We start from the raw sequence: 12,808 nt of genomic DNA, 5'->3' as shown, positions 1-12,808 counted from the left end.
GATGTCTGAACCGTTGCCCGGCGCAAGTACAAGTGCAGTGCAGAACGCAAGCGGGTCGTCGCTGACCGCCAGCCCCGCCTGGGCCGCCCTTGCCCGTCACCGGCAGGAATTGCAGGGCGCCAGCCTGCGCGACCTGTTCGCCGCCGATCCGCAGCGGTTCGACGCCTTCACCATCCGCCTGGACGGGATGCTGCTGGACTGGTCCAAGAACCGGGTCACGGCGGAAACGGTGAGGCTGCTGACCGATCTGGCCCGCGACCGCGGGCTGGAGGGCTGGCGCGACGCCATGTTCGCGGGCGAGCGGATCAACAGCACGGAGGACCGCGCCGTCCTGCATACGGCACTCCGCAACCGGTCCGGCCGGCCGGTGCTGGTTGACGGCAAGGATGTGATGCCGGAGGTGCAGGGCGTGCTGGACCGCATGTTCGCCTTCTGTGAGCGGGTGCGCTCCGGCGAATGGACAGGCTGGACCGGCAAGCCCATCACCGACATCGTCAATATCGGCATCGGCGGTTCCGACCTCGGCCCCGCCATGGCGGCCCAGGCGCTGGCCCCTTGGGGGCATCCGCGCCTCACCGCCCATTTCGTCTCCAACGTCGACGGCACCCATCTGGCGGAGGTGCTGAAGCGCGTCGATCCGGAGACGACCCTGTTCATCGTCGCCTCCAAGACTTTCACCACGCAGGAAACGTTGACCAACGCCCACTCCGCCCGCGACTGGTTCCTGGCGCAGGGCGGGCCGGAGCAGGAGGTGGCGAAGCATTTCGTCGCCGTCTCCACCAACGAGGCGGAGGTGCGGAAGTTCGGCATCGACCCCGCCAACATGTTCGGCTTCTGGGACTGGGTCGGCGGACGCTACAGCCTGTGGTCCGCCATCGGCCTGCCCATCGCCCTGATGATCGGCCCCGACCGCTTCACCGAATTCCTGGCCGGCGGCCATGCGATGGACGAGCATTTCCGCACAGCCCCGCTGGACCGGAACATGCCGGTGATCCTCGGGCTGCTGGGCGTCTGGTACGTCAATTTCTGGGGGGCGACGGCCCATGCCGTGCTGCCTTACGACCAGTACCTGGCCCGCTTCCCCGCATATCTCCAGCAATTGGATATGGAGAGCAACGGGAAGGGCGTGGACCGGGAGGGGCGGCCGGTGGACTACGCCACCGGTCCCATCATCTTCGGGGAGCCGGGGACCAACGGCCAGCACGCCTTCTACCAGCTCATCCACCAGGGCACGCACCTGATCCCCTGCGACTTCATCGCGCCGGTGAAGACGCAGAACCCGCTGGGCCGCCACCACCCCATCCTGCTGTCCAACGCCCTGGCCCAGACCGAGGCGCTGCTGACCGGCAAGACGGGCGGGGAGGTGCGGGCCGAGCTGGAGAAGGAGGGCAAGTCCGGCCCGGCGCTGGAGGAGCTGCTGCCGCACAAGATCTTCCCCGGCAGCCGCCCGACCAACACCATCCTGCTGGATGAGGTGGACCCCTACCGCCTCGGCATGCTGATCGCGCTGTACGAGCACAAGGTGTTCGTCCAGGGCGTGATCTGGAACATCAACAGCTTCGACCAGTGGGGCGTGGAACTGGGCAAGCAGCTCGCAAAGGCCATCCTGCCGGAGCTGGAAGGTGGGGAGGCGAAGCCCCACGACGCCTCCACCACCGGGCTGATCCGGACGATCCGGGCCGGGCAGGTGGGGTGAGTCCTGGCCGGTTGGAGGTGCGCGCCGACGACGGCGCGCATCCTCGTCCGGATCGCGACTACAATGCCTGCGCCGCCTTCAGCACCTCTTCCACATGGCCGGGCACCTTGACCTTGCGCCAGACGCCGCGGACGACGCCATCCTTGTCGATCAGGAAGGTCGAGCGGTCGATGCCCATGTATTTGCGGCCGTACATGGATTTCTCGACCCAGGAGCCATAGCGCTCCGTCACGTCCGATCCGGCGTCGGAGGCGAGGGTGAAGGGCAGGTTGTACTTGGCCTTGAACTTGTCGTGGCTGGCGACCGAATCCTTGCTGATGCCGATGATAATGGCGTCCGCAGCGCTGAAGTCCGGCAACGACACGCCGAAGGTGCAGGCCTGCTTGGTGCAGCCCGAAGTGTCGTCCTTCGGGTAGAAATAGACGATCACCGTCCTGCCCTTCAGGCCCGATAGCGTGACGCTGCCGCCGCCATCCGTGGGCAGGGTAAAGTCCGGGGCGGGGGAGCCGATCTCGACGCTCATACGCTCTTCTCGATTCTGGTGGTGACAGGCCGGGCGAGAATTCAAGGGGAGTGCTGCCGAGTCAAGCCGGACCCGGCAGCGTCCGCTTCTAGTGGGCAATCCCCGTAACTGGCGGAAGGGCGGCCGCCGGCAGTTCGACGATCTCCTGGAACCGGGCATAGACGGCCGCGGCCATGGCGCGCAGGCGGGATTCGCACGCCTCGAAGGACAGCTTGTCCGCCTCCTCCGGGAAGCAGGCCCGCACCAGCCCGACCTTCAGGGCGGCCGGCGCGTCCGCGGCGCGGAACTTCCCCTCTGTCGTCAGACGGATGAAGCCCTGGACGCGCCGCCAGAGCTTCATGGCCTCGATCAGCTCCCGCGCGACGTTCAACTCCAACAGGCCGGTATCGCCCAGCCAGGCCAGTGCGCCCGTGGTGTTCTGTTCCAGGATTTCCGGCCGTTCCGCCGCATGGCGCAGCATCAGGTACTGGGCGATGAACTGGATGTCGACCATGCCGCCGCGCACATGCTTCACCTCCCAGACGTCGGCGGTGCGGTGCTGCTGGTCGATGCGCAGGCGCATGCTGGCCACGTCGCGCAGCAGGCGTTCATGTTCCCGCGGTGCGGTCAGGACGTCGGTGATTGTCTCCGTCAGCCGCCAGCGCAGGTCAATCGGACCGGTGATGACCCGGGCGCGAGTCAGCGCCATGTGCTCCCAGGTCCAGGCATTCTCCCGCTGGTACTTGCCGAAGGATTCGAAGCTGACAGCCAGCGGTCCGGCATTGCCGCTGGGGCGCAGGCGCATGTCCACCTCATACAGGCACCCCTCCGCCGTGGGGGCGGTGATGGCGTTCATCAGACGCTGGGTCAGCTTGATGAAATAGTCGTTGGGCGACAGCGGCCTGTCCCCGTCCGACATGGTCAGCCCCTCCGGCACCTCATAGACCGTGATCATGTCCAGGTCGGAGCGGAGCGACAGCGACCGCGCGCCCAGCCGCCCCATGGCGACAATGGCGAAGCCGGCGCCGGGGAAGCGGCCGTGGCGCTTGGCGAACTCCTCCTCCACCGCCTCCTGCATGCCGGCCAGCGCCACTTCCGCCAGTTCGGTCAGGAAGGGGCCGCAACGGTCGGCGTCGGTGATGTTGCGCAGGATGTGAACCCCGGCGCGGAACCGCCGCTCATTGGTCCAGCGCCGCGCCAGATTCAGCGTTTCTTCGAACCCCTGGGCCGTGCCGATCAGCTCGGCGAAGCTGGCCTCCAGCTCCTCCCGGTCCGGCAGGGGGCCGAAGAAGCCGGGGGTCAGCACGGCGTCCAGCTCCGCCGGGCGGTTGGACAGGATGTCTGCCAGCCGGGGGGCCGTGCCCATCACCTCGGCCACCAGCTCAAGCAGGTTGGGGTTGGCGTAGAACAGGCTGAAAAGCTGCACGCCGGCCGGCAGGCGGGCCAGGAACTCGTCGAACTTGAGGAAGGCCTGATCCGGATTCGGGGTCCGCCCGATGGTCTCCAGCAGCGTGGGCGTCAACTCGGTCAGCAGCTCCCGCGCCCGCGTGCTGCGGGTGGCGCGGTAGCGGCCATGGTGCCAGCCGCGGATCTGCCCGGCGATGACGGCGGGGTTCTGGAAGCCGAGCGAGCGCAGGGTCTCCAGCGTCTCCGGATCGTTCTCGGTGCCGGTGAAGACCAGGTTGCCAGGGCCGGAGAGGGGCGGCGCCTCCTCGAACAGGCGGGCATAGTGATCCTCCACCCTGGTCAGCGTGCCGTAGAGATCGTCGCGGAAGGCCTGCGGGTCGGCATAGCCGAGGAAAGCGGCGATCTTCGCGACACCCTCATCGGTCTTCGGCAGTTCATGCGTCTGGTGGTCGTCCACCATCTGAAGACGGTGCTCCACCGTGCGCAGGAAGCGGTAGCACTCCCCAAGCTCATCGGCGACGCGCCGTTCCACCCGGCCGGCTTCCACCAGCGCGTCCAGTGCATCCAGCGTGGCGGGCGCCCGCAGGGGAAATTCCCGGCCGCCATAGATCAACTGCTGGGTCTGGGCGAAGAACTCGATCTCCCGGATGCCGCCGCGGCCGATCTTGATGTTGTGCCCGTTGACGGTCTTCTCCCGGTGGCCCTTGTGGGTGCCGATCTGCCGCTTGATGGAATGGATGTCCTGGATGGCCGCGAAATCCAGGCTGGAGCGCCAGACGAAGTACCGGATGATCTGCATGAAGCCGTCCCCGGCCTTCAGATCGCCGGCCACCGGTCGGGCCTTGATCATCGCCGCCCGCTCCCAGTTCTGGCCCAGGGAGCCGTAATAGGCCTCCGCAGCGCTGACGCTGACGGCCAGCGGGGTGGCGCCGGGATCGGGGCGCAGGCGAAGATCGGTGCGGAACACGTATCCGTCCCCCGTCCGCTCCTCCATGATCCGCACCAGCTCGCGCGCGATGCGGACGAAGGTGCGGGACATCTCATCCTCCGGCACCCGGACGATGCCGTCATCATAGAGAACGATCAGATCGATGTCGGAGGAGTAGTTCAGCTCACGCGCGCCGAACTTGCCCATGGCGAGGACGATGAGGCCGCTGTCGCGGCAGGGATCGTCCGGATGGGCCAGTTCCAGGCGACCCGGCCGGGCCGCGTTGCGCAGCAGGTGGGCGCAGGCCAGTTGCAGGCAGGCTTCCGCCAGGTCGCTGAGCGCGCCCGTCACCTGCATCAGCGGCCACGCGCCGGCGATATCGGCCATGGCGATCAGCAGGGCGGCCCGCCGCTTCGCCAGCCGCAATCCCCGCATCAGCTTCGCCGTGTCCCGCTCGTCGCCATAATCCTGGCGCAACTCCGCCAGAAGCTGTGCGAAGGCGGCGTCATAGCCGACGGTCAGGAGATGGCGGACGAAAGGCTGCTCCCGCACCAGGCTCTGCGATAGATATGGGCTATTGCCAAGGATGGCTTTCAGCAGGGAGCGGGTTCGGGCATCTTCCAGGGCGGCCGTAGCGAAGGCGGCCAGTTCCGGATCGGATGAGGCGGCCTCCAGCCAGCGCTCCAGCCCTACTGTGAGGAGTTGCGGATCGCTTGCCAGCGGAGGATTTTCTCGATTGGACATGACTGGCGGACCCGGCTATCCCAGCGATGAAGGTGGGCAGGAAGACTGCGCCCCCGCCGAACCCGGGGTCAAGCCTGCCACATCCCCGCCCAACCGGGCCGGGGCGGGTCCCGTTCCGCGTTCCAAGACAGACCGAATGCTTCGTCACAGTGCCCTGATCGTCCTGGAAGTAGCCGCCGGCGTGCTTGGCATGGCGGCCGTAGGCGGGGGGATACTGGCCTGGCGGCTCCAGCAGGGTCCCTTGGAAGTGGGCTGGCTGACCCCCTATCTCGAGCAGGCCATCAATCAGCAGGCCCCGATGCGGGTCGATGTCGGCAGCACGGTGCTGAGCTGGGGCGGATTCGGGGCGCCGATCAACGTCCGGGCGGTCGACCTGACCGCTTTCGGCGAATCCGGCCAGCCGGTAGCGAATATCCCCGAACTCAGCATCGCCTTCTCCCTGCCGGCCCTGCTGCAGGCGCGTGTCGCGCCCACCCGGATCGAGGTGGTGGAACCGACCATCGCGGCCATCCGCACGGAGGAAGGCAAGTTCCGGCTGGACATCCGCGATGGGGATGAGGACTCGTCCGACCCGCAGGCCGGTAGCCGCATCCTGGACGACCTGCTGACCGCCCTGCGGTCCCCGCCCGACCCGACGGAACCGCTCGGCGCGCTGACGGAACTGCGCATCACGCGCGCCAGCCTGTGGGTGGAGAACCGCCAGACCGGTGCGCTCTGGACCGCGCCCGACGTGTCGCTGATCCTGCTGCGGGACGGGCAGGGCATCCGCGGCACGGCGGAGGCGGATATCGATCTCGGCGGGCGCGTCAACCGCTTGGCCGCGCAGGTGAGCTACCGTGCCGTCGATGGGGGGCTCTCGCTCCGCACCGCGCTGGCGGACGTGCGGCCATCCGATTTCGGGGAGGTGGCGCCGGTTCTGGGGCCCCTTGGCGCGCTGGACGTCGCCTTCGCCGGGACGGTGACCCTGGACCTGGATGCCGGTTTCGCGCCGCAGAGTCTGTCCATCGACCTGGCCGGCGGGGCCGGCACCCTGTCCCTGCCGGAACATCTGCCCGAACCGGTGGCGCTGGAAGGAGTCCGGCTGCAAGGCCGCCTGGACGAGGCCGGCCAGCATCTCCGGCTGGAGCAGTTCGCGCTCGACCTCGGCCGCCCGCTCCTGACCGTGACGGGCGACGTGCGCCAGCAGGGTCGGGAGTTGAATGTGGCAGTGGCGGCGGACCTCGCCGACCTTCCCATGGAAGAGCTGCCGCGCTACTGGCCGGCCGGCGTGGCGGAGGGGGTCCGCTCCTGGATGGTCGGCAATATGGAGCGGGGCAGCTTCGACCGCACCAGCTTCGCGCTGGAGGGAACAGCCCCGGTGGACCGGCCGCAGGAGCTGTCCGTCACGAAGATGGATGGGCGCATCAGCCTGTCCGGATTCACCCTGCACTACCGCAAGCCTCTGCCGCCCCTGCGGAACGTGGCGGGCACCGCCACCTTCGACGGCAAGGTGCTGGATATCGCCGTCAGCCAGGGTAGCCTGTACGGGCTGCGCGCCAGCGACGGCCGGGTCCGCATCCTGGGCCTGGACACCTCCTCCCATTCCATCGACATCCAGGTGCCACTGCAGGGTCCGTTGGCCGATGCGCTGACCGTCCTGAACCACGAACCGCTGGGCTATCCGGCCCGCATCGGCCTCAAGCCGGAGACGGTGGACGGGCAGGCGCTGGCCGATCTGCGCTTCGCTTTTCCGCTGATCAAGGATCTGCGGATGGAGGATGTGCGGATCGCCGCGACCGCGCATCTCACGGACGTTTCGATCCCCGACCTCGTCGCCGACATCGATGCGTCGGAGGGTACGCTGGACCTGTCGGTCACCGGCGACGAGCTCGCCATGTCCGGCACCGCGCTGCTCAACGGCGTACCCTCCCGCGTGGTGTGGTCGGAGGTTTTCTCCGACACCGCGGACATCGGCACGAAAGTCCGTGTCCTGGCGGAACTCGACGACGAGGAGCGGAGCCGCTTCAGGCTGGACTTTCCGGACTGGCTCAACGGCCCGGCGAAGGTGGACCTGACCTATCTGCGGCCGCGCGGCAAACCGCAGCGGATCGAGGCGGAGGTGGATATCGCACCTTCCACCCTGCGGATCGACCTGATGGATTGGGAGAAGCCGCCCGGCATTCCCGGGCGCGCCGATCTGGTGGTGGAGTTCGTGGACGGCAAGCCCACGCTGCTGCCCGAGTTCCGCGTGGTCACCCGCGAACTGACGACCATGGGGCGGATGCGGCTCTGGCCTGAGGATTTCCGGATCGCCCGACTTGAGCTGGACAGTTTCCGGCTGGGCGCCGAGACGAACGCCCGGCTCGAGATGACCAGCACCCGGGACGGCACCAAGACCCTGGCGGTCACCGGCTCCGACTTCGACGCACGGCCTTTCCTTGGTCGTGGCAAGGACCGCGAGGAAGCGCCGCCGGAAACGGAGGAGGATGGGCCGGAGCTGCCGCTGGACATCGCCTTCGACATCGCCAGGGTCACGACGGGCGATGAGGGGCAGACGATCCGGTCGGCGGTGGGCACGGCCAGCCGGATCGACGGCCACTGGCGGAATGCCACTCTGAACGCCACCGTCGGCGAAGGCGCGCCGCTGAAGCTGCGCTACTGGCCGGAGGGGCAGAGCCTGCTGCTGACCCTGGAAAGCGACGATGCCGGCGCCACCCTGCGCGACCTGGGGCTGCTGAACTATGTCCGCGGCGGAAAGCTGCTGGTGACAGGGCGAAGCGACCCGGCGGACCCGGCCCGGACCGTGGCCGGAAAGATCGATATGCGCGACTATCAGGTCCAGGATGCGCCGGTTCTGGCCCGTCTGCTCTCCGCCGCCAGCCCGCAGGGCTTCGCCGAGTTCCTTTCCGGCTCTCCGCTGTCCTTCTCCCGTCTGGCGGGGGAGTTCTTCTGGCATGATCGCGGCATCACCTTCCGGGATGTCCGTACCTCCGGCAACGCCGTCGGCCTGACGCTGGAGGGCGAGGTGAATGTGGATGAAGGCCGTGCCGACCTGCAGGGCACGGTGGTTCCGTTCTCTACCGTCAACAAGCTCCTGGGCGCCATACCGCTCGTGGGCGATCTGCTGGTGGGAGGGGAAGGGCAGGGGCTGTTCGCCGCTACCTACAATGTCCGCGGACCGTTGGGCGATCTCCAGATCGGGGTCAACCCGCTGGCGATGCTGACGCCGGGCTTCCTGCGCAACCTGTTCTTCATGGGGCAGCCGGCCGGAGAGGCGGGGCGTGTGCCGAAGGATCAGCCGGTCCCCGGACAGGACAACACGACGATGCCCATCCTCCCGACGGACCCGGGCCGCAGCACGGGGCCTGCCGCCGTGGAACCGGCGCCGCTGGAACCGATTCCGGTGACGCCTACGCCGGTGGAGCCGTCTCCCGGCGCAGGGCAGGCGTCCGGCGCGGCGCCGGGTTAGGGCTCGCCCCGGACGGGGGCTATGAGGGAAGGTGCGGAGGCGGGCGCTTCGCCGCCGGCCTCCTTCGGCTGGCCGGCGACGTCCGGCCCCCAGTCCCGGACCAGGTCGGTGCGGGCGGCTTCCAGATCGCGGATGCGGGCCTGATCACGGGAGATGCTGAAGCCTGCCACGACGCGCGGCACCATGAAATAGATCAGCCAGCCAGCGGCCGCCGCGCTGTAGGCGAGGAGCCAGGTGGTCGGGTTCGCCAACATCCGGAACGAAAGCTCCGCCGTGTGCCCATCCTGCCAGAGCCGGATGCAGAACGGCATGATCCCACAGAAATTCAGGGCTCCGACGGTCAACGTCGCCGACTTGTCCGGGTCCCGGTCCACCACCAGCGCCACCAGGGTAGGGATCATTCCCGCGAGCAGCAGAAGCGTCGTGGGCAGCACCAGCAGCCCGAAGGGCAGCAGCAGGGCGAGGATCAGCAGCAGCCCGCCCGCCCGGCGGCCAGCCGCCTGTCCGTATCCCGTGGAATCGCCGCGCATGCTCATCCCGCCATCATCACCACGGTAAGGATCAGGCCGCCCATGGCCAGCAGGTTGGAAATGACGGCGGCGACCCGCCGGCCGGTTCCCTCCGCAGCACTGCCGCCGGTTCTGATCCGCGCCTCCAGCCTGTGGATTTCCTTGGTCAGCGCCTCATGCTGGCGAATGGCCATCAGGAAGCCCTTGTCGTCGTGCCGGATCGCGTCGGGATTGTCCACCAGCCGCACCAGCTTTTCGATCACGCCCTCGCGGGCCAGGAGCCTGGCTTCCTCCTTCAACTTCTCCCGCGTCGGGCGGTGCTTGAAGCGCTTGAAGGCGGGCTCCATCATGGACACCAGCCAGTCGCAGAGCTGCGGCAGGTTGGCCGGGCCGAAACGGTTCTGCACCTCGGCCAGGATGCGCAGGGTGGCGGTCATGCGCCGGGCCGGGTCGGCGCTGGTCAGGGCGGTGAAGAACTGGTCGTTGATCTTCTTGTGCTGCGCGGCGATGAAGGCGGCGATATGCCGGTCCATCGGATCGCGCCCGCGCGCCGGACGCGCCGCCACGGTGTTCAGCGCAGCCATCAGCTCCGCCATGGTCAGAACATGCTGGTCGCGGACCAGCGGGCTCTGGCAGGGGCAGGCGGGATTCAGTTCGTACAGAAGGCGCTCGATCCCGAAGCCGGGGCCGGTGTGCTCCAGCAGGGTGCGTTGCAAATCGAAGAGCTGCACCAGCGGCACATGCTCCGCCCGGAAATCGGTCTGGCAGCTCACCCAGAACATGGGAAGCTGCGCCAGGATCAGTTCAGCCAGGGGCTGGACGCTGGCGCCGGTGCAGACCGCCTCAGCCAGCGCCGTGCCGACCCCGTCCGGCATCACGGCAATGCCGCGGTAGCGCAGGGGGGCGGGCGGGTCCAGGGCGGTGACCACGCGGGCCACTGTCCGGTCCTCCTGGTTCGAGCCGCGTCCCCCGATGGAGGCGCTGTCGATGGCGTTCTGGACGAGGTCCGCCCGCGCCTCGTCGCCCAGGCTCCGGCGCAGCCACTTGTCCAGGTCGCCCCGCTCGATCACCGGTGCGGCGGCGGCGGGGTTCGCGGCCATGCCGCGGGCAAGGGCCCGGCAATGCCAGTGCTCATCGCCTCCGAACTCGAAGGGACGGGCGCCGCGGCGGGGCACCTGCGGCTGTTTCGGGGACAGGCGGCGGCCCTGCAGCCACATCTCCAGATCGGATAGGGACCAGCGCTGCTTGCCGTCGTCGGCCATCAGGCCGCGCAGGGGCTCGATCAGCGACTGCGGAACACGCACGCCGGCGGTCAGGGCCGGATAGGTGCCCTTGTCCATCTTGGCGCGCAGGGCGGCATCTTCCTCCATGCCGCGCAGGGGATTGCGGCCCAGCGACAGGATCAGCAGGGTCACGCCCAACGCATAGAGGTCGTCGGAGATGAGCCCTGGCCCGCGGCCGGACGGCTGGGCCATGCCCCGCTCGATGGTCTCAAGCAGCAGCGGCTGACCATAGCCGGCCGGGCTGCTGACGCAGTCGCCCAGTACGATGCCTCCGCTGGCCGGGTCCCTGAAGAACAGGTTTGTGGGGCGTAGCGCGCCGGACGTCACCCCGCGCATGTTCATGTCGCGAAGCACGGACAGCATGGCGGGCAGAAGACCGCGCACGATCACATCGTCGGGCAGCGGCTCCCGCACATCGTCCAGGCTCTCCATCAACCGCCGTCCGGCCGGCCGCTCGAACACGATGGCGAAGCGGCGGCGATCCTCCAGCGGCCAATCCACCGTGCCCCAGTCCAGCACCCGCAGCACGTTCGGGTGCTCCATGCCGCGGAAGGCCGGAAGCGCCTCGATCCTGGCCGGCACCCGGCCATCCACGATGATGGCGAACTGGTCGGATTTCCTGTCCCGCCGAACCCGCGCGACGAAGGCCTCGCCGCCGGGGCTGTCCAGGTCGGGCAGGGGCGATCCCGGCATGATGTCGCATCGCCCGCCCAGATCCACCGGGGCGGCGGCAGGCGCGTCGGGGGCGCTGGCGAATTCGGCGGTGGCGGCCATGCTCATGGAGTTCCGGACAAGCGGCCCCTTGCGGGCGCGCCCGGATCATCGCAGAGCAAAAGTGTAAGTACAACCCGCGGGCGCTTTCCCTTTCGGGCTAGGCCCGCGGATCGTTTCAGGCTCAATCCTCGAAGGGATCGTGCATCAGGATGGTGTCGTCGCGCTCGGGGCTGGTGGACAGCAGGGTCACCGGGGCCTCGATCAGCTCCTCGATCCGGCGGATGTACTTGATCGCCGTGGCGGGAAGCTGCGCCCAGGACCGTGCGCCGCGGGTGGATTCGGACCAGCCCTCGAAGGTCTCGTAGATCGGCTCCACCTCCGCCTGGGCGGTCTGGCCGGCCGGCAGATGGTTCACGACCTCGCCCTTCAGGCGGTAGCCGGTGCAGACCTTGATCTCCTTGAAGCCGTCCAGCACGTCCAGCTTGGTCAGCGCGATGCCGGTGATGCCGCCGGTCTTGATGGCCTGACGCACCAGCACGGCGTCGAACCAGCCGCAGCGGCGCTTGCGCCCCGTGACCGTGCCGAATTCCCGTCCGCGGACGCCGAGCTGCTCGCCGGTCTCATCCAGAAGCTCGGTGGGGAAGGGACCGGAACCGACGCGGGTCGTGTAGGCCTTGGTGATGCCCAGCACATAGCCCACCGCCCCCGGACCCATGCCCGACCCGGCCGAGGCCTGGCCGGCCACGGTGTTGGAGGAGGTGACGAAGGGATAGGTGCCGTGGTCCACATCCAGCAGCGCGCCCTGTGCGCCCTCGAACAGGATGCGCTTGCCGGCGCGCTTCAGCTCGTCCAGCCGCTGCCAGACCACGCCGGCATAGGGCAGGATCTTCGGGGCCACCTCGCGAAGCTGATTCAGCAGCTCCTCCCGGTCCAGCTCGGCGGCACCGAGACCGCGCAGCAGGGCGTTGTGGTGGAACAGGAGCTGGTCCACCTTGTCCTCCAGCACGCGGGCATCGGCCAGATCGCACAGGCGGATGGCGCGGCGGGCCACCTTGTCCTCATAGGCGGGGCCGATGCCGCGGCCGGTGGTGCCGATCTTGGCGGTGCCCCGCGCCTCCTCCCGCGCCCGGTCCACCGCGCCGTGCAGCGGCAGGATCAGGGTGCAGTTCTCAGCGATCACCAGCGTCTCGGGCGTGATGTCGACGCCCTTGGCGCGGATCTTCTCGATCTCCGCCAGCAGTGCCCAGGGATCGACCACGACGCCGTTACCGATCACCGACAGCTTGCCGGGCCGCACCACGCCGGAGGGCAGCAGGGACAGCTTGTACTCCACATCCCCGATCACCAGGGTGTGGCCGGCATTGTGGCCGCCCTGGAAGCGCACCACCACGTCGGCCCGGCTGGACAGCCAGTCGACGATCTTGCCCTTGCCCTCGTCACCCCACTGGGAGCCGACGACCGCCACATTCGCCATGGTAGGAAACTCCTTGGTTTTCCGTAGGTCGGATTAGCGAAGCGTAATCCGACAATCCCCGCATGAATGTCGGATTAAGGGCTGCGCCCTAATCCGACCTACC

Annotated in this window: 7 protein-coding genes; 2 read left to right on the top strand and 5 right to left on the bottom strand. The window is 68.5% G+C overall.

Features of this window, described 5'->3' with window-relative positions; genetic code table 11:
• Position 1 precedes the first annotated feature (1 nt).
• Positions 2-1,696 (top strand): glucose-6-phosphate isomerase, encoded by a 1,695-nt coding sequence (pgi, locus tag DOL89_RS10760; RefSeq protein ID WP_119679150.1) that lies wholly within the window; start codon positions 2-4, stop codon positions 1,694-1,696.
• 58 nt (positions 1,697-1,754) lie between these two features.
• Here pgi and DOL89_RS10755 read toward each other — a convergent pair whose 3' ends face one another.
• Both DOL89_RS10755 and DOL89_RS10750 read right to left on the bottom strand, forming a co-directional pair.
• Positions 1,755-2,219 carry a peroxiredoxin gene (locus tag DOL89_RS10755; protein WP_119679149.1) on the bottom strand — a complete coding sequence of 155 codons (465 nt, stop codon included), beginning with the start codon at positions 2,217-2,219 and terminating at the stop codon, positions 1,755-1,757.
• An 88-nt stretch (positions 2,220-2,307) separates the two neighbouring features.
• Positions 2,308-5,277 (bottom strand): bifunctional [glutamine synthetase] adenylyltransferase/[glutamine synthetase]-adenylyl-L-tyrosine phosphorylase, encoded by a 2,970-nt coding sequence (locus DOL89_RS10750; RefSeq protein ID WP_119679148.1) that lies wholly within the window; start codon positions 5,275-5,277, stop codon positions 2,308-2,310.
• A 136-nt stretch (positions 5,278-5,413) separates the two neighbouring features.
• On the opposite strand from DOL89_RS10750, the gene DOL89_RS10745 reads away from it, so the two are divergent.
• Positions 5,414-8,725 (top strand): DUF3971 domain-containing protein, encoded by a 3,312-nt coding sequence (locus DOL89_RS10745; RefSeq protein ID WP_162937459.1) that lies wholly within the window; start codon positions 5,414-5,416, stop codon positions 8,723-8,725.
• On the opposite strand, the gene DOL89_RS24880 is transcribed toward DOL89_RS10745, so the two are convergent.
• The 3 genes from DOL89_RS24880 to DOL89_RS10735 form a co-directional block, all read right to left on the bottom strand.
• Positions 8,722-9,255, bottom strand: a complete 534-nt coding sequence (locus tag DOL89_RS24880; protein WP_162937458.1) for a hypothetical protein — start codon at positions 9,253-9,255, stop codon at positions 8,722-8,724. The two genes, DOL89_RS10745 and DOL89_RS24880, sit on opposite strands and share 4 nt — an antisense overlap.
• 2 nt (positions 9,256-9,257) lie before the next feature.
• Positions 9,258-11,297, bottom strand: coding sequence for a serine/threonine-protein kinase (locus DOL89_RS10740; RefSeq protein WP_225889763.1), 2,040 nt, complete (start codon positions 11,295-11,297; stop codon positions 9,258-9,260).
• A 115-nt stretch (positions 11,298-11,412) separates the two neighbouring features.
• Positions 11,413-12,705, bottom strand: a complete 1,293-nt coding sequence (locus DOL89_RS10735; protein ID WP_119679146.1) for an adenylosuccinate synthase — start codon at positions 12,703-12,705, stop codon at positions 11,413-11,415.
• Between the last annotated feature and the right edge of the window lie 103 nt (positions 12,706-12,808).

It is taken from the genome of Indioceanicola profundi, from assembly GCF_003568845.1.
GTDB lineage: Bacteria > Pseudomonadota > Alphaproteobacteria > Azospirillales > Azospirillaceae > Indioceanicola > Indioceanicola profundi.
This window is presented reverse-complemented; position numbering and strand designations above follow the sequence as displayed.